Genomic DNA, 17,090 nt, shown 5'->3' on the forward strand with positions numbered 1-17,090 from the left:
CGTGCCGTCGTCGCTAGAAGTTCACCAGTTCCCGTGCCTGTCCGATAACTACGGCTATCTCGTGCACGATGCGACGAGCGGCGAAACCGTCGCCATCGACACCCCGGATGCTGCCGCTTACCTCCGCGAGGCGGAGAAAAAGGGCTGGAAGATAACGCAAATCTGGAACACCCACTGGCACCCGGACCATGCCGGCGGCAACCAGGCTATCAAGGACGCGACGGGCTGCACGGTGATCGCCCCGGCAGTCGACGCCCCCCGCATCGCCGCTGTCGACCGCGAAGTCACACACGCGATGGGCGTGGACCTGGCAAAGTTCGAAGCCCAGGTAATCGACGTCGGCGGCCACACGATGGGCCACGTCGCCTACCACATCCCGGCAGCAGGCATCGCGTTCGTCGGTGATGCGCTCTTCGCCCTGGGCTGCGGACGAATGTTCGAAGGAACGCCCGACCAGTTCTGGGCCAGCCTCTCGCGCCTCAAGGCCCTGCCGCCCGCAACGACGATCTACTGCGCGCACGAATATACCGCCTCGAACGCCCGCTTCGCGCTCCACGCCGATCCAGACAACGCAACGCTGGCAGTTTATGCGGCGGAGGTCGAGCAACGCCGCGCAGCCGGGCAACCGACCGTTCCGACCACCCTTGATCGCGAACTTGCCACCAACCCCTTCCTTCGCGCCGACGACCCTGCCATGCAGGCGCGGTGGGGTGGTGCGAATGCAGTGGAAACCTTTGCCGCGCTGCGTGCCGCAAAGGACGACTGCCGCTAGGTTGCATGCGGACACGAGGGGAATGAACAAGCCGATGCCTGAAAAGCGCCTCACCCGCGTAACCTCGTTCGACGTGGCCGAGGCGGCGGGCGTCAGCCAGTCGACCGTCAGCCGCGCGCTTGCAGGCGACACCTCGATCAGCGAGCCGACCCGCAAGCGCGTGATCGAAGCCGCGCAGAAGCTCAATTACCAGGTTGACGAAAACGCCGCCCGCCTGCGCCGGGGCAAGACCGGCACGCTGGCGCTGGTGATGATCTGCCGTCCAGGACAGGACCGCAAGGACATCAACCCTTTCTACTTCGCGCTGCTGGGCAGCACCTGTGCCGCCGCTTCGGCGCGCGGTTATGAAGTGCTCGTCGCGTTCCAGGACAGTGCCGCCAACTTCTGGGGCCATTACCAGGAACGGCGCAAGGCCGACGGCATGATCGTCATCGGCACGAGCGAGAACACCGAGGCGTGGGATTACTTCGGCGCGCTGCCCGAAGGCACCAACTGGGTCTGCTGGGGCGCACCCAACGACAATTTCCCGTGGATCCGCAGCGACAACGCCGCCGGTGCCGCGCTGGCGACGCGCCATATGCTGGTGCGCGGCTATCGCCAGATCGTCTGCCTCGGTTCGGAAACCTCACCCCAGCGCCAGTTCAAGGAACGGTTCGACGGCTATGCCGCAGCGATGCGCGAGGCCGGGCTCGAACCAGTGCTGCAGAAAATCGAACGTGGCCTGCCGCGCGAGGAACAGGGCCGCCGCGCCGCCGCCGCGCTGGCGGAGAGTGGCCGTCCGTTCGACGCGGTGTTCGGCGTAAGCGACGAGATCGCGCTCGGTGCGCTCAAGGAACTCAGCCGTCGCGGCATCGCCATTCCCGATGATGTGGGGGTGGTCGGCTTCGATGGCGTGCGCGCCGGGCAATGGTCGGTGCCGCCACTGACCACGGTCGAATCCGATTTCGAAGTGGCAGGCTCGCTGCTGGTCGATCGCCTGATCGCGACCATCGGCGGCGAAGCGCCTTCGCCCCGCCGGGTACCGGTTCGCCTCGTGGTGCGCGGTTCTACCCGCGACTGACCGCGTGAGGATCCGCGACGCCGCCGCCAGCGATGCCGACGCGATCTGGGCGATCCTGGAACCGGTGATCCGCGCCGGAGAAACCTACGCCCTGGACAGGGACATGAGCCGCGACGCCGCGCTCGCCTATTGGTTCGGTGCCGACAAGCAGACCCTTGTGGCCGAAGACAATGAAGGCATCGTAGGCACCTACTACCTGCGCGCAAACCAGCCCGGCGGGGGCAGCCATGTCTGCAATTGCGGCTACATCACCTCAGCCTTTGCCACCGGGCGCGGCGTTGCCCGGGCAATGTGTGCGGATTCGCTCGAGCGGGCGCGCGCTGCGGGCTTTGCCGCCATGCAGTTCAATTTCGTGGTGAGCACGAACGTGCGCGCGGTCGCGCTGTGGACATCGTTGGGTTTTGCCATCGTCGGCCGCCTTCCCGACGCCTTCGACCATCCCGCACTCGGTCGGGTCGATGCTCTGGTCATGCACCGCGCGCTTTGAATTGGGCGACGCCATGCCCGCAAATGAAAAACCCCGCCGTTTCCAGCGGGGCTCTTCGTGTCGATGCACAGCTCTTTCGAGCCGGCAGGACGATCAGTGCGAAAGACCGGCAATCGCGCCGTCGACCAGCGCCTTGTCCGCGTTCGCGCCGTGGTTTGCGGCGATCAGCTGACCGGCGGCGGCCGCTGCAGCCGAAGCCACCTTGGCGCGCAGATCGTCGACCGCAGCGCGCTCGGCCGCGCCGATCTTGTCCGCCGCCATCTTTTCGCGACGGGCAATCACATCGGCAGTGTCCTGCGAGGCCTTGGCCACGATCAGGTCCGCTTCGTGACGGGCATGCTCGAGCATGGCCGCCGCGTCCTTTTCGGCATTGGCGATCTTGGCGGCATATTCCGCGCGCAGCTTTTCGGCTTCGGCGCGGAGCACCTTGGCTTCGTCGAGCTGCTGGCGGATCGCGGCGATCTGCTTGTCGAGACCACCCACGATGGCGCCGGGAACCTTCTTCACCACCAGGATGAGAAGGAAGACCAGCATGGCCGCCGCGACCCACATGCCGGGCGTGAGGCCCAGCGCGGCGGGTTCGACTTCGTGCTCGCTGCCATGCGGCTGCTCGACGGTTGCGGTGGTTTCGGCGGCGTTAGCCATGAGCGAGAACTCCCTTCACGGCGGCCTGCGCCTGCTCGGCCGGAACCGAAATGCCGGCAAGGCGCGAGACGATGTCCTGCGCCGCATCGGCGGCGACGGCTTCGATTTCGCCGAGCGCTGCATTGCGGGCGGCACCGATCCGCGCTTCGGCGGCGGCAAGGGTTTCGTCGACCTTGGCCGAAGCCACGGCAAGCGCCGCTTCGGTCGACTTGGCGGCATCCGCCTTGGCCTGGGCGATCACGGCCTGGGCCTCGGCGCGCTGCCTGGCGGCCGTGACCTTCCACGCCTCTTCCTCGGCATCGGCGGCGGCCCGGGCGGCTTCAGCCGCGGCGAGATCGTCGGCGATCTGCTTGTCGCGCAGGTCTACGGTCGAAGTCACCTTGGGCAGGAGCCCGAGGCCGACGACGAAGAAGACCAGGCCGAAACACACCAGAAGCCAGAAGACCTGGCTGGAATAGGTGGTGGCAAGCTGTGCAATCTGAGGCATCGCGTTGGTCCGCGCTTCTTGCGGTCGGGGCCGCAAAATCTGCGAACCCCGTCCGTTGCATCAACAGTATTCGAAACGTTCGATCAGGCGACGAAGATCAGGATCATCGCGACGACGAACGAGAGCAGGCCGAGAAGTTCAGCAGCCGCGAAGCCGATGAACAGACGGCCCTGCTGGCCGTCGGCAGCGCCGGGGTTGCGCAGCGCGCCTTCGAGGAACTTCGCGAAGACATTGCCCACGCCGAGCGAGGCGAGACCCGCACCGATGGCGGCCAGACCAGCGCCGAGAAGCTTTGCGCTCTGTGCGTCCATGATAAAAACTCCCTCTTTCAAATCCGTAGTGGAAAGGTTGAAACCGATCAGTGAAGATTTTCCGCGTCGTTGAGATAGACGCAGGTCAACAGTGCGAAGACGTAGGCCTGGATGCCTGCGACCAGCAGTTCGAGCGCGCAGATGCCGATCATCAGCAGGAAGCTGGGCAGCGCGGCAATACCGAAGGTCAGCGCGCCGGCATTGGTGCCCGAGATCACGAAGCCCGAAAGCACTTCGAGAAGGACGTGGCCGGCCATCATGGCGACGAACAGACGCAGGCCGAGCGAGAACGGACGCACCATGAACGAGATCAGCTCGATCGGGAAAATGATCGGGATCATCGGAACGGGCGTGCCGTGCGGCACGAACAGCGAGAAGAAGTGAAGCTTGTGCTTGGCAAAGCCGACGATCAGCACGATCGCGAAGCTCATCACCGCCAGCACGCCGGTCACCGTGAAGTGGCTGGTCGCCGTAAACGGATGCAGGCCGACCAGGGCCAGCGGCAGCAGGCCGAGCAGGTTGGCGAAGAGGATGAACATGAACAGCGAGAAGATGTACGGCAGGTACTTGCGGCCCGCCTCACCGATGTTCGACTTGAGCAGGTTGTCGACGAAGCCGGTAAAGCCTTCGACCGCCATCTGCCAGCGACCGGGCACCACGGCGCGCTTTGCCCCGCCTGCAACGAACACGATCAGCACGACGGCGGTAATCGCCATCCACAGTGCCGAATTGGTGAACATCACGTTGTAACCGGCGATGGACCAGTGATCGGTGCCGAACAGCGGCTCGATCGTGAACTGGTGAACCGGATCGACCTTGCCTTCGGCCACGTGCTTTCCCCGTCACAACTCAAAATAAGACAACAGCGCCCTTATTCGGGGCGCTGGTTCGAAATCCTGATGATGTTGCGGAAGGCGATTCCCACCCCCACGAACAGCATCACCAACAACCCCCAGGGCTTCGTTCCGGCAAACTGGTCGATGACCCAGCCGATGAACGCGCCCCCCACCATGCCGCCCACAAGTTCAGCCAGCACGCGGTTGCCAAGGCGATAGTTCGCGTCGGACCCATCCGGTGCCGGCTTGTTGATCCGCTCGTCCTCGCGCTGGCGAGCGGCCTGAAGCCGCGCGTCGAGCGTGGAGATCCGCGGATCTTCGCCGATGGGCGTCACGTCGGATGTGTCGTCGGTCATGCTGCTCTCCCCAGATCGTGTAAAGCCCGACCGAAAGCGCAGCGCAACCAACGGCTGTCCGCCGGGAGCGCCTGCCCCTTAGGCGGGGGGTTTGTTCAAGTCAACCGCTACGGGCCACAGGTGATCCGAAATGAAATGCCCCTTCCTGTGCGGGCAGGAAGGGGCGGAATTTCGTTGTTTGCTACGTATGCGCACAAGCGCGCCGGTGCAGCGCGCTGTGGGCGCCGCGATCAGGGGCAGCGCGCGTCCCGAAGGGGCGGCGCGGCGGTGCGGGTCTGCCACGAACCGTCGGGCGCCTGGTACTTCTCGCCCGGCTTGGTCTGGGCAATCAGAAGGCAGCCCGAAGTGAGCGCATATTCCTCGACCGTGGCGCTGTTGGCCTTCGCTTTGTCGGCATAGACCGCCTTTCGCTTGATGTTGATGTCCTCGACCACCGCGCGCAGCGCCGCGCTCGGCGAAACGACGTAGCCGAGGTAGCCGTCCATCTTCTCACCCACCTGCCCCGCAGCGCGCGCGGCGGCGTAGGCGGGGTCGCGCTGCGCGAGCGCGGCGGCGGGCAGGAGCAGCCCGGCGAGCGTGGCGGCAACGACAAACTTGGTCCCAATGCGTGCCATGATCAGAAAATCCCTGCATTCTTGTCGATCGTCTGGGCAGCGTCGGCCGCCAGGCGATAGACCACTTCCTGCTTGATGTTGATGTTGAGCTCGATGACGATCGGCTTGTCGGGCGCCTTAACCGAAATGCACCCGCCAAGCATCGCCGTCGCGCCCAGCACAGGGAGAAGCCGCAGGATGCGCTTCCCCTTCTTCGACCGGCTTACACGTTCCCTCATCATCGAAAGGGTCGCAGGGTTCGTGTCTGTGGTCAATTCGAGGCTCCTCATGGCATCTTTCCGCTTGCTGGAGGCTGAATGTTGGCGGGCAGCTCGATCACCGGCGTGCCGCCGGCGCGTACCCCGTTGGTCAGCCGCGAGACCGCCCGGCCCTTTTCGTCGACAAGGCCCAAGGTGCGCGGATCCTTGACGAACGACGGATCGTACATCGCCTTCACCGAGGTGATCAGCTGGTAGAACGGCGCGCGGATGTTGACGTTGAACTGGATCGGCAGGTTCGCGAGCTGCCGGGTGATGAAGTTGCGCTTCACGCTGGCGCCCTGCTTGACGCCTGCAAACTTGACGTTGGTGACGATCTCGCCCTCCAGATCACCCTGCATGGCGATGGTCATCTCGCGGTAATCGAGCGACTTGAGCTGGTCGAAGGCGTAGTTCGCCATGGGCGAAAGGTCCTTGTAGGTCAGCGCGCCGACGTAGGAGACGTTGCCCCCCGGCGGCCGGGCGACCAGCGATCCGCCGACGATCTTGCCGCCATCAGCATCGAACACCAGCGGCAGCCGCCCGTCGAAGATGCCCGTGGCCGAAAGATTGCCGATCTCGAGCCGGGCGAGGAATTTCGCCGCATCGAGCCCGTCGACAACCATTGTGTAATGGCGGGTTTCGGCCAGGCCGAGCCGCAGTTCGGTCGGCTCCATCGTCAGCGTGCCGCCCAGGAACGGCCAGCGCGCGCCATTCACGCGCAGCAGCTGTTCGGGCAGCAGCTGGATGTCGATGGTGCCGTCGTTGACCTCGATCCCGGGATTGACCGACGCGACCTTGAGCACCTGGTGCGGCGCAGTGACCATGTTCAGCAGATCGGTGAAGACGAGCTGGCCCGAAAGACCCCGCACCGGGCCGAATGCCGCGGCAAGATCCAGATTGTCGCTGCCGAAGGTGCCGCGACTGGTGACCTTCTGCGCGGTCCAGTCGACGCGGCCCTTGCCCTTCACCGTGCCAGAAACGTTGGCGACCACGCCGAGCGCGAGGCGCGTGAGCTGGTCGGGGCGCAGGCCGTTGTCGAACACCAGCCGGTCTACATCGAGATCGGCATGGCCGCTGGCATCGGTCAGATCGTGGCGAATCGCCACGCGAACGACTTCGCGATCGGCCTGCGGGTTGCGCAGCACGGCGGCTGCATCGATCCTGTTGTCGACCAGCATCAGCGTGGCATCGCGCGCGGTGAGCTTCTCGAACCGCGCCGGGCTCTGCCGGTCTGTCAGGTCGAAGGCGGCGTTCGACAGGGTCAGTGCGCCGTCGGCAAAGCGCCAGTCGCCCTTTGCGCCGCTCACATCCAGCGGCACCGCGGCCAGCCGGGCCTCGACGCCGGAGAAGGTTCCAGCCGTCTCGCTGCCTAGCCGTGCAACCACCTCGTCCAGCTTGAATTGCGTGGCACTCGCTTCCGGACCGAGTGCTACGTCAACCTTGCGTGCGGTTATCACGCCTGGCCAGGCAAAGCCGACGGGACCGCTCGCCAGCCGCACCGGCGTTTCGCCCAGGTGCCCGCTCAGCGCGAGCGCGTTGGTGCCGCCAGCAATGCGCAAGCCACCAGCGCCGTTGCGCAAGATCGGCTGCCCGCCGACCGGGCATACGATGAGCCTTTGCGCATCGAGCGCGACCGCGCCAAGCTCCAGCTTTTCGAAGCGCGGGGTCACGCAGCGGCGCCACAGCGCAAGGTCGCCGCGCGCGGAATAGGCGCCATGCAGCGGCAGTTCGAGCCCTTCGACCCGGCCGCCAGGTATGGCGCCAGACACCTGCGCCGTGCCCGCGAACCCGAGCGATCCATCGCCCACCTGCGCGATGGTAAGCTGCGGGATGGCGATCCGGCCGTCGCCGGCGCGATATTCGTCCATAGCCACGCTGAACACGGCGCGGCCCGGCAGCGACTGTTCTAGCCGCGCGGTCACGTGCGGCATGCCCGGCCCGCCGGTGCGGAACGCGCCCGACATGCGCGGAGTGCGATTGCCGGCCGATGCCAGCTGGAAGCGCGATACGGTCAGCAGCGGCACCCCGCTACCTCCCTTCACCGCGGCCGCCGGCACGACGAGGCTCCAGCCATCACCCTGCTTGCGGTAGGCGAGTTCGCCACCCAGCCGGCTACCGCGTTCTTGACTGGCGATCGCACGGCGGATCTGCGCGACCATCGGCCCCAGCAGGGTGCCTTCGACCTGCGCCTGGGTAGAGGACAGCGCGCGGTCGAACACCGCCCCGCGCCGCAGGCCCTGCCCGTCGACCCCGCCGCGAAATTCCACCGTGGAGAATCCGTCGCGCGCTGCCACGCGGCCATCGACGGTGAGCAGCGCGACCGTGGTGCCGCCTGCGTGGACGCCGCCCGCATTGCCCGCGATCCGCCCGCCCAGCTTGCCATCGCGCCATGAAAGCGCGGAATCGAGCGCCAGCGATTCGAGCGCAAGTCCATCCGCGGCGATTTCGCCGGACCGCAGGCTGTTCTTGGCGACCGCCCCCTTAAGGTCGCGATCCCCGATGACATCGAGCGCCAGCGTCGCCGCCTCGCCGTGCAGGCCCTGGCAGTCGAGCGCGTCGAGCGAAAGCGGGCCCGTCAGACGCAACCGCTCGCCAGCGCTGGTGATCCGCGCGGAAAGCGCCGCATTGTCGATCCTGCAATCCGCGCTCGCCAGCAGTGGCGCGGCGCCGACGAGCGTACCTGCAAAGCCGTTGCGCAACTTGCCCTTGCCTCGCGCCACGAACGCCAGCGGGCCCATCGGGGTGTCGATCAGCGCCTTGCCGTTTACGACCTCGAGGTTCAGCAGCGGCAGGCGAAACGGCTCGGTCGATGGCTTGTCCGGATAGATCAGCGGATCGAGGCTGCCGAAATGGACGCCGCCATCGCGCCACTGGCCGTGCAGGCGCGGGTTGGTCAGCACGATCTTGCCGATCTGCGGCAGGCCGAGCCCATAGACGACGCGCAGCTCGGCACGCTCGATGGTCAGATCGGGGTGCTTCGGATCGCCGATGACGATGTGCTTGAGCACTTCTACGCCGGGCGCGATCGTGTCGATCTCGTATGTCGCGGGCAGGCCAAGCGCAGTCAGCTCGCGCTGGATCACGCGATCGGCAATGCGCTCACGCGCCAGCCAGAATGCGCCGGCCGTCGCGATCAGCGCGGTCCCGGCGACAAGTCCGGCAATGCGTGCCCGGCGGTTCCGGCGCGTCGGCAGCGCATCAGCGCCTTCAACCTCGCCCGGATCTTCCGCCAAATCGGTCGTGTCCCCCATTGGCCCCTTCTTGCGCACTCCCCCATCATCGGCAATGCACGTTTGTGCAAACGTGCACGACCAAGAATGGTGCCTGTGAGTTCCTCGATGCCCGACGAACCCCGACTCTTTCCTGAACGGGATGCCGATCGGCGATCAAAAGACCGCGTTCGCGAAGCCGGAAACGATCCTTCGGGCCACCGCGCCCGCCTGCGCCAGCGGCTGCTCGATGGCGGCGACGATGCACTGGCCGATCACGAAGTCATCGAATACCTGCTGATGACCGCAATCCCGCAAAAGGACGTGAAGCCGCAGGCGCGCATGCTGCTGCAGCGTTTCGGCTCGCTGGCCGCCGTGCTCAACGCCGACTGGCGGGCGCTGGTCGAAACGCCGGGGATCAAGGAAACGGCTGCAGCATCGCTGCGCATCGTAGGTGTCGCCGCCCGGCGCCTTGCCCGCACGGGCGTGCAGCAGATGCCCGTGCTGGGCAGTTGGCAGGCGCTGATCGACTACCTCACCATCGATATGGCGCACCTGACGCACGAGCGCGTCCGCGTGCTCTATCTCAACACGCAGAACCGCCTGATTCTCGACGAAAAGGTCGCCGATGGAGACATCGACGAAGCCGCGATCCATCCGCGCCGCGTCATCCACAAGGCGATGGACATTGGCGCAGCCGCGCTGATCCTGGTCCACAACCACCCGTCCGGTTCCCCCCAGCCGAGCCGCGCCGATATCCAGATCACCCAGAAGATCATCGAAGCTGGGCGCCTGCTCGGGATCACCGTCCACGATCACGTCATCATCGGGCGCGAAGGTCACGTTTCACTGAAGGCGCAGGGCCTGATCTGAACGCACAGGTGGACAAGCCCCCTTGTCCCGCGCCATGACCCGTCCAGGGTCGCGGCAAGGGGAGGAAGCGCCATGACAAGACTGGACGACAGCAGGCTGGCGCAGGGCCCGGGCCGTGGTGCCACGCTGGCGATCGCCCTGGCGCTGCTGTGGCTGATCGTCCTCGTGGCCGAAAAGCTGGCCGGGCAACCGGGCCTGTCGCTGTTCGCGCTGATCGCCTTCGTCATCGCCCACGGCACTGCAACGATGGGCGCGCGCAGCATCGTGGTGTTCTTTGCCGTGACGATGCTGGTTTCGTTTCTGCTCGAAGCACTGAGCATCGCCACCGGCTTTCCCTTCGGCTTCTATGTCCATCACATGGCAATGCCCCGGCCACTGGGCGTGCCGCTGATCGTCCCACCTTCCTACGCGGTCTATGGCTATCTCGGCTGGCGGCTCGCCTGCACCATCCTGCGCTGCGAGGAGCCCGGCCCTTCGGCGCAGCGCCTGCTGGGCGCGCCGCTGCTTGCCGGTTTCATCATTCCCGGGCTCGATCTCGTCGGTGATGCAATGGGTTCGACCGTCGCCGGCACCTGGAGCTATCTGCATCCATCGGGCTATTTCGGCGTGCCGCTGACCAATTTCCTCGGCTGGATCTTCACCTGCTGGGCGATGGTCCAGCTTTACGCGCTGGTCGAGGCGCTGACCGACCGCAAGGTTCGCCATCCCATCGCGCCGACTCGGTTGCGGGTGCTGCCGCCGCTCGTGTGGATCCTGCTCGCGCTGCAGTTCGTGCCCGACCTGTTGCGCGGCAACCCCGCGATCGCAGGCGTTGCGGGACGCAGCTTTCTCGTTTCGGACATTCTCGAATCCGGGGTGATCGTCGGCCTCCTCGCCATGGGCCCGCCTGCGCTCGCCGCACTGTTTGCGGTGCTGGGCAGCCTCGGCACGCCAGCCCGGCGCTGAGCGCAGGAGAGCCAAGTTCATGTGCGTCGCCGCGATCGCCTGGTCCGCGCATCCGCGCTGGCGGCTTGTCGTTATCGGCAATCGCGATGAATTCCACGACCGGCCCGCAGCGCCGCTCTCGCGTTGGGACGATGGCACGATCGCAGGCCGCGATCTGCAGGCCGGCGGCACCTGGCTGGGCGTCAACGCCGCAGGACGGCTGGGGCTCGTCACCAACTACCGCGTCGAAGGCTATCCGCGCGCCGGCGCCCCGTCACGCGGGAGCCTCGTCACCGACTGGCTGGGCGGACGGCAGCCCGGCGCCCTTGCCGCGATGAACCCCTTCCATCTGATCGAGGCCGGGACGGAAGGCGCGTGGCATCGCAGCAACTATCCCGAACTTGCCCGAACCCCGCTTTCGCCCGGAATCCACGGGCTGTCGAACGGCGGTTTCGACGATCGCTGGGCCAAGACTTTGCGGCTGGAGGCGGTCTTGGCCGACTGGCTGGCGCAAGCGGTGGATGACATCGCCCCGCTTCTCGCCGCGCTGCGCGACGAAACGCCCTTGCCACCGCCGCCAAGCGGCGCAGGCCCCCTCGCCGGCTTTTCGCCCGTGTTCATTGCCAATCCGGTCTATGGCACGCGCTGCTCCACCGTCGTCCTCGTCGATCACGATGGATGCGGCCTTGCCTTCGAGCGCAGCTTCGATGCGGCGGGGCGTGCCACTGGGGATGTGGAAGTGCGGTTTTGACGCCCGATAATAACTGACGCGTCAGTCATCTATTGCCTGCTACGTTCATGACTGACGCGTCAGTTATCATTGGTCAGCGCGCCCGCACTTGCATCTGGTGCCCCCCTTCCCTAGCGGCGCGGGCGACAGAACTTTTCGGAGTCGAACCATGGTACCCCGCTACGCCCGTCCCGCGATGACCGCCATCTGGGAGCCGGAAGCCCGCTATCGCATCTGGTTCGAAATCGAGGCCCACGCCACCGAAAAGCTTGGCGAACTTGGCGTTGTACCGCCATCGGGTGCCAAGGCGCTGTGGGACTGGTGGGCGACCAATCCCGCCATCGACGTCGCCGCGATCGACGCGATCGAGGCTGTGACCAAGCACGACGTGATCGCCTTCCTCGACTGGGTGGCCCAGCAGGTCGGCCCCGAAGCGCGCTTCATGCACCAGGGCATGACCAGCTCCGACGTGCTCGACACCACGCTCGCCGTGCAGCTGACCCGCGCCGCGGACCTGCTGCTCGAAGACCTCGATGCGCTGCTCGCAGCGATCAAGCGTCGCGCCATCGAACACAAGTACACGCCGACCATTGGCCGCAGCCACGGCATCCACGCCGAACCCACCACGTTCGGCAAGAAGCTGGCCGAAGCCTATGCCGAATTCAGCCGGTGCAAGACCCGTCTCGAACACGCCCGCAGCGAGATCGCCACGTGCGCCATTTCCGGCGCGGTCGGCACGTTTGCGAACATCGACCCGTCGGTCGAGGAATACGTTGCGGAAAAGCTGGGCCTTGCGGTTGAACCGGTCAGCACGCAGGTGATCCCGCGCGATCGCCACGCGATGTTCTTTGCAACGCTCGGCGTGATTGCCAGCTCGATCGAACGCCTCGCCACCGAAGTGCGCCATCTGCAGCGCACCGAAGTGCTGGAAGCGGAGGAATACTTCTCGCCGGGGCAGAAGGGCTCGTCGGCGATGCCGCACAAGCGCAACCCCGTGCTGACCGAAAACCTCACCGGCCTTGCCCGGGTGGTCCGTTCGGCCGTGACCCCCGCGCTCGAAAACGTGGCGCTGTGGCACGAACGCGATATCTCGCACTCCTCGGTCGAACGCTACATCGGCCCTGATGCCACCATCACGCTCGATTTTGCGCTCGGCCGCCTTACCTCGGTGATCGACAAGCTGGTGATCTATCCCGAGCGGATGGAGAAGAACCTCAACAAGATGGGCGGCCTGGTCCATTCGCAGCGCGTGCTGCTGGCGCTCACCCAGGCCGGGCTGGAGCGCGATGCCTCCTACCGCCTTGTCCAGCGTAACGCGATGAAGGTGTGGGAATCGGACGGCCAGCTCTCGTTGATGGAACTGCTCAAGGCCGATCCGGAAGTCGCCGCCGTCCTGACTGCCGAACAGATCGAGGAAAAGTTCAACCTCGACTACCACTTCAAGGCGATCGACACGATTTTCGCGCGCGTTTTCGGCGAATAAGCCGCAACACCCTCCGGACTCGCCTTCCGCGTCGATGCGACTCAGGCGGCGTGGACAGATTCCACAGCGCCACGGCTGGAGGCAAAAAACGCCAGCGCGAGGAGGCGAGGTGACGCAATATCGGGAATATTGCGAGCCGAGCCGACGCTGCGATGGCGTTTTTTGGTCCAGCCCCTTTCGGGGTTGCCCTGGTGAAGGCCCCGGCGGCGTCGCTCGGCCTTGATGGAGGCCCACTCCACCTGCGGCCTCACTCCTTGCCGGGGCCTTCACCAGGGCAACCGTGGCGTTGCGAAATTTGTCCACGCCGCCTAGGGTTGCGACGGGCGGAAGGGGTCCGGAAGGGGAAGCATGAAGGTCCTGCGAACGATTTTCTGGGTGCTCGTCATCGCCGTGCTGGCGGCTTTCACGGCCGCCAACTGGAACCCGGTCGAAGTGCGCATCTGGCAGGGCCTCGTGCTCGATACCAAGCTGCCGGCGCTGGTGGTCTTCGCCTTCCTTGCCGGGCTCGTGCCGACCTGGCTGGTGTACCGCACCACCCGCTGGCGCCTGGGCAAGCGGATCGCGCAGCTCGAAGCAAACCTCGCCGCGCAGGCCTCGGCCTCGCTCACCTCCACGCAGCTCGATGCCGCTGCCAGCCAACCGACAGAGACGCCGTGAGCAACCCCATCTATCTCGCCCTCGACCTTCCCCGCCTCGACGCTGCCGTCGCGCTCGCCCAGAAGGTGCGCGGTCATGTCGGCGGCCTTAAGCTCGGGCTCGAATTCTTCTGCGCCCACGGCCACCATGGCGTGCACGAAGTCGCCAAGGTCGGCCTGCCGATCTTTCTCGACCTAAAGCTGCACGATATTCCCAACACCGTCGCCGCCGCCATGCAGTCGATCCATGTGCTCGAACCGGCGATCGTCACCATCCACGCCTCGGGTGGGCGCGCGATGATGGAAGATGCCAAGGCCGCCGCGGGCGAAAACTGCAAGGTGGTCGCGGTCACGGTGCTGACCAGCCTCGACGATGGCGATCTCGGCGCCGTCGGCGTCAACAGCACCGCGCACGACCAGGCATTGCGGCTTGCCGATCTGGCCCAGGAAGCCGGGCTCGACGGCATCGTCTGTTCGGGTCACGAGGTGGCCGCCATCCACAAGCGCTGGAAGAACGGCTTCTTCGTCGTGCCCGGCCTGCGACCTGCCGAAGCCGCGCTGGGCGATCAGAAGCGCGCCGTCACCCCGCGTGCGGCGCGCGATGGCGGGGCCAGCGTGCTCGTCATCGGCCGCCCGATCAGCCGCGCCGAAGATCCGGTCGCCGCCGCCCGCGCGATCGAAGCCACGCTCTGACGCGATGCTCGCGATCCGGCTCGCGACCGCCGCAGACATTCCCGCGCTGCGCCTGCTGGTAGAGCGCGCCTATCGCGGCGACACCGCGCGCGGCGGCTGGACTCACGAGGCTGACCTCCTCGATGACGAGCGCACCGACGAGCAGGAGCTTGCCGCAACACTCGCCGATCCCGCCTGCCGCCTGATCGTGGCGCTCGATGACGGTCGCTTCACCGGCACCGTCACGATCACCCGCAAGAGCGATACCCATGCCTACCTCGGCATGCTCTGCGTCGATCCCGATCTGCAGGCTGCGGGTCTCGGCCGCCAGCTCATCGCAGCGGCAGAAGCGCAGGCCGCGCGCGACTTCGGCGCAGCGTTCATGGAAATGACCGTAATCGACAGGCGCGCCGAACTTATCGCGTGGTACGAACGCCGCGGCTATGTCCGCACGGGCGAGATCCGCCCCTTCCCGATGCCCGGTGAATATCCGTTCGCGATGGTCGTGCTGGAACGCGCACTCGCCTGAGCGGTTCATCGCCGCGAAACTTCGTCTCGTCCACAAAGTTGGCACACGACAGGGAGACCGACCCGATGAAACGCCTTATTCTTGCCGCTTCGCTTGCTGCACTGCCGCTTTGCGCAGTACCGCTTGCCGCCAATGCCCAGCAGTTTTCCACCGCTCCGGTTGTCGCCCCCGGCAATTCGGTCCTGACCGTTTCTGCCGACGGCCGCTCGACCCGCAGCCCCGATCTTGCGACGTTCAACGCCGGGGTCACCACCCAGGCCAAGACCGCCAGCGCCGCGCTCGCCGAAAATGCGGGCAAGATGAACGCGGTGATCACAGCGCTCAAGAAGGCGGGCATCGCCGACCGCGACATCCAGACCAGCAATCTCTCGGTCAATCCCGTCTATGGCCAGCCCAAGCGGCTCGCCGATGGCACCACCGAAGGCGACCCGGTAATCATCGCCTACCAGGCGACCAACCAGGTCCAGGTGCGCCAGCGCAAGCTCGACCAGTACGGCAAGGTGATCGACACCCTCGTCAATGCGGGTGCCAACCAGGTCAACGGCCCTAGCTTCGAGCTCGAGGACAGTGACGGCGCGATGGACGAAGCGCGCATCGCCGCGATGAAGAAGGCGCGCGCGCGCGCCGATCTCTATGCCAAAGCCGCGGGTTTGCGGGTCGTACGCGTCCTGACCATCAACGAAAGCGGCGGCTGGAGCCCGCAGCCAGTGCTGTTTGCCCGCGCAGAAAAGATGATGGACGCCGCCCCGCCCGCGCCGCCGAGCCCGGTCGCAGCAGGCGAACTGGAAATGCGCGCCAACGTCACCGTTACCTACGAGCTGGCACCCTGAAGGGCTGTCGCGATTGACCTCATGCGCGCCGCCGTCCTATCGGCTGCGCGCATGAGTACTGCCCGGATCAAGATCTGCGGGGTCAATACCCCGGCCGCGCTCGATGCAGCCGTTCGCCATCGTGCCGATTACCTGGGCTTCGTTTTCTTTGCCAAGAGCCCGCGCAACCTCGCCTTGCGCGATGCCGCCGCGCTTGGGGCCCGCCTGTCCGGCCGTGCCAGCGCAGTCGGGCTGTTCGTCGATGCCGACGATACGACGATTGCCGAAGCTGCCAGCGCCGCCCGCCTTGGTGCGATCCAGCTTCACGGCAAGGAAAGTCCCGAACGGGTGGCGGCGCTTCGTGGCCAGCTCGGCCTGCCGGTATGGAAGGCCGTGTCCGTCTCCAGCCTTGCCGACATCGATGCGGCCGCGCGATATGCCGGCGCCGCCGATCTGGTCCTGTTCGATGCCAAGGCGCCCAAGGGCGCCGATCTGCCCGGCGGACTAGGCCTGTTATTCGACTGGACCCTGCTTGCCGGCTACCGCGCGCCCTTTGCCTGGGGCCTTGCCGGCGGCCTTTCGCCCGACAACGTCGCCGAAGCCATTCGCGTGACCGGCGCACCGCTGGTTGACGTCTCTTCCGGCGTCGAAAGCGCCCCCGGCGTCAAGGACGAGGGCCGCATTGCCGCCTTCGCCAGCGCCGTCCGCGCCGCCTGACCGCCAAAGAAAAAGGGCGGCCTCCCGAAGGAGACCGCCCGAATGTCCGAAACACGCGGCGCGATGCCGCGCGGGATCAGAACTTGGTGCCGACGCCGACAGCAACCGCGTCGAAGTCAGGCAGGCCGTCCTTCACGAAGAAGTGGCGATATTCCACCTTGCCGTAGAGGTTGCCGAACGAGTGCTGGTAACCGCCACCAAGCGTCCAGGTGCCAACGCAGCCCGAGCAGTTCTTGGTGTTGTAGCCACCGACGGCGTAAAGCTTGCCGTCTTCGCCAAGCTTCGCGCCGGCGCGGCCGTTGAAGCCGAACGTCACGCGCGTGTCGCTGGTGAGGATCTTGTCAGCCGAGACTTCGGCGCCAACGAACGTCGACGAACCGAGGTCGTAGTCATAACCGGCGGCGACACCGGCGATCGCTTCGCTGTCACCATGGCTCCACACGACGCCGCCACGCGCTTCGACGCGGGCTTCGTTGGCAAGGGCGGGGGTGGCGGCGACAAGCGATGCCGCAGCTGCGAGAAGGATCGTACGCATTGATGTAAACTCCTGAACTACATGCCCCTTCTTGGCTGGGGGCGGGGCGGGAGCTAGGAGCGGTGAGGCGCAGGGGCAATCCCCGCACTGCAACAAGACTGTAATAACGGTGAAGTTGTGCCATAATTGCCACACAGAGTTTGTGGGCAAGTTTAAGTATATCGCAG

The 17,090-nt window shown here is 66.0% G+C and carries 21 protein-coding genes; 12 read left to right on the plus strand and 9 right to left on the minus strand.

Features of this window, described 5'->3' with window-relative positions; genetic code table 11:
• Position 1 precedes the first annotated feature (1 nt).
• Genes gloB through AACH40_RS08860 form a run of 3 tightly spaced genes read left to right on the plus strand, consistent with a single transcriptional unit; the run spans position 2 to position 2,319 of the window.
• The gene (gene gloB / locus AACH40_RS08850) at positions 2-772 is read left to right on the plus strand and encodes a hydroxyacylglutathione hydrolase (protein WP_338645710.1); all 771 of its coding nucleotides are present in this window, start codon (positions 2-4) and stop codon (positions 770-772) included.
• A 22-nt stretch (positions 773-794) separates the two neighbouring features.
• The gene (locus tag AACH40_RS08855; protein WP_338645712.1) at positions 795-1,832 is read left to right on the plus strand and encodes a LacI family DNA-binding transcriptional regulator; all 1,038 of its coding nucleotides are present in this window, start codon (positions 795-797) and stop codon (positions 1,830-1,832) included.
• A 4-nt stretch (positions 1,833-1,836) separates the two neighbouring features.
• Entirely contained in the window at positions 1,837-2,319 is a 483-nt protein-coding gene (locus AACH40_RS08860; protein ID WP_338645714.1) for a GNAT family N-acetyltransferase, read from the plus strand.
• A gap of 93 nt (positions 2,320-2,412) precedes the next feature.
• On the opposite strand, the gene AACH40_RS08865 is transcribed toward AACH40_RS08860, so the two are convergent.
• The 8 genes from AACH40_RS08865 to AACH40_RS08900 form a co-directional block, all read right to left on the minus strand.
• Complete coding sequence (locus tag AACH40_RS08865) at positions 2,413-2,964, minus strand: hypothetical protein (protein WP_338645716.1); 552 nt, start codon at positions 2,962-2,964, stop codon at positions 2,413-2,415.
• Positions 2,957-3,451, minus strand: a complete 495-nt coding sequence (locus AACH40_RS08870; RefSeq protein WP_169493423.1) for an ATPase — start codon at positions 3,449-3,451, stop codon at positions 2,957-2,959. Before AACH40_RS08870 ends, AACH40_RS08865 begins: the two co-directional genes overlap by 8 nt.
• Before the next feature lie 83 nt (positions 3,452-3,534).
• Positions 3,535-3,762 (minus strand): F0F1 ATP synthase subunit C, encoded by a 228-nt coding sequence (locus AACH40_RS08875; RefSeq protein ID WP_022677864.1) that lies wholly within the window; start codon positions 3,760-3,762, stop codon positions 3,535-3,537.
• Between the two features lie 47 nt (positions 3,763-3,809).
• Complete coding sequence (locus AACH40_RS08880; protein ID WP_169493424.1) at positions 3,810-4,592, minus strand: F0F1 ATP synthase subunit A; 783 nt, start codon at positions 4,590-4,592, stop codon at positions 3,810-3,812.
• Positions 4,593-4,633: 41 nt separating this feature from the next.
• A complete protein-coding gene (locus tag AACH40_RS08885) occupies positions 4,634-4,954 on the minus strand; it encodes an AtpZ/AtpI family protein (RefSeq protein ID WP_169493425.1) in 321 nt (106 codons plus the stop codon).
• Between the two features lie 230 nt (positions 4,955-5,184).
• Entirely contained in the window at positions 5,185-5,568 is a 384-nt protein-coding gene (locus AACH40_RS08890; RefSeq protein ID WP_169493426.1) for a YdbL family protein, read from the minus strand.
• A gap of 2 nt (positions 5,569-5,570) precedes the next feature.
• The gene (locus AACH40_RS08895; protein WP_338114878.1) at positions 5,571-5,822 is read right to left on the minus strand and encodes a YnbE family lipoprotein; all 252 of its coding nucleotides are present in this window, start codon (positions 5,820-5,822) and stop codon (positions 5,571-5,573) included.
• Positions 5,823-5,833: 11 nt separating this feature from the next.
• Positions 5,834-9,058: a YdbH domain-containing protein gene (locus AACH40_RS08900; protein WP_338645737.1), complete on the minus strand. Its 3,225-nt coding sequence runs from the start codon at positions 9,056-9,058 to the stop codon at positions 5,834-5,836.
• Between the two features lie 87 nt (positions 9,059-9,145).
• Here AACH40_RS08900 and radC point away from each other — a divergent pair, with 87 nt between their 5' ends.
• The 9 genes from radC to AACH40_RS08945 all read left to right on the plus strand — a co-directional run bounded on the left by radC (position 9,146) and on the right by AACH40_RS08945 (position 16,388).
• Positions 9,146-9,889 carry a RadC family protein gene (gene radC, locus AACH40_RS08905; protein ID WP_338645739.1) on the plus strand — a complete coding sequence of 248 codons (744 nt, stop codon included), beginning with the start codon at positions 9,146-9,148 and terminating at the stop codon, positions 9,887-9,889.
• A 72-nt stretch (positions 9,890-9,961) separates the two neighbouring features.
• Positions 9,962-10,834, plus strand: coding sequence for a carotenoid biosynthesis protein (locus AACH40_RS08910; protein ID WP_338645741.1), 873 nt, complete (start codon positions 9,962-9,964; stop codon positions 10,832-10,834).
• 19 nt (positions 10,835-10,853) lie between these two features.
• Positions 10,854-11,564: an NRDE family protein gene (locus AACH40_RS08915; protein ID WP_338645743.1), complete on the plus strand. Its 711-nt coding sequence runs from the start codon at positions 10,854-10,856 to the stop codon at positions 11,562-11,564.
• Positions 11,565-11,712: 148 nt separating this feature from the next.
• Entirely contained in the window at positions 11,713-13,026 is a 1,314-nt protein-coding gene (purB, locus tag AACH40_RS08920) for an adenylosuccinate lyase (protein WP_338645745.1), read from the plus strand.
• Between the two features lie 348 nt (positions 13,027-13,374).
• On the plus strand, positions 13,375-13,683 hold the full coding sequence (locus tag AACH40_RS08925) for a DUF1049 domain-containing protein (RefSeq protein ID WP_338645747.1): 309 nt from the start codon (positions 13,375-13,377) through the stop codon (positions 13,681-13,683).
• The gene (pyrF, locus tag AACH40_RS08930; protein WP_338645749.1) at positions 13,680-14,354 is read left to right on the plus strand and encodes an orotidine-5'-phosphate decarboxylase; all 675 of its coding nucleotides are present in this window, start codon (positions 13,680-13,682) and stop codon (positions 14,352-14,354) included. Before AACH40_RS08925 ends, pyrF begins: the two co-directional genes overlap by 4 nt.
• A gap of 4 nt (positions 14,355-14,358) precedes the next feature.
• A complete protein-coding gene (locus AACH40_RS08935) occupies positions 14,359-14,862 on the plus strand; it encodes a GNAT family N-acetyltransferase (protein WP_338645751.1) in 504 nt (167 codons plus the stop codon).
• A 65-nt stretch (positions 14,863-14,927) separates the two neighbouring features.
• Entirely contained in the window at positions 14,928-15,692 is a 765-nt protein-coding gene (locus AACH40_RS08940) for an SIMPL domain-containing protein (RefSeq protein WP_338645753.1), read from the plus strand.
• A gap of 51 nt (positions 15,693-15,743) precedes the next feature.
• The gene (locus tag AACH40_RS08945) at positions 15,744-16,388 is read left to right on the plus strand and encodes a phosphoribosylanthranilate isomerase (RefSeq protein WP_338646006.1); all 645 of its coding nucleotides are present in this window, start codon (positions 15,744-15,746) and stop codon (positions 16,386-16,388) included.
• Between the two features lie 76 nt (positions 16,389-16,464).
• On the opposite strand, the gene AACH40_RS08950 is transcribed toward AACH40_RS08945, so the two are convergent.
• The gene (locus tag AACH40_RS08950; RefSeq protein WP_338645755.1) at positions 16,465-16,923 is read right to left on the minus strand and encodes a hypothetical protein; all 459 of its coding nucleotides are present in this window, start codon (positions 16,921-16,923) and stop codon (positions 16,465-16,467) included.
• Positions 16,924-17,090: the final 167 nt, after the last annotated feature.

Source organism: Novosphingobium olei, assembly GCF_037076535.1.
Classification (GTDB): domain Bacteria; phylum Pseudomonadota; class Alphaproteobacteria; order Sphingomonadales; family Sphingomonadaceae; genus Novosphingobium; species Novosphingobium olei.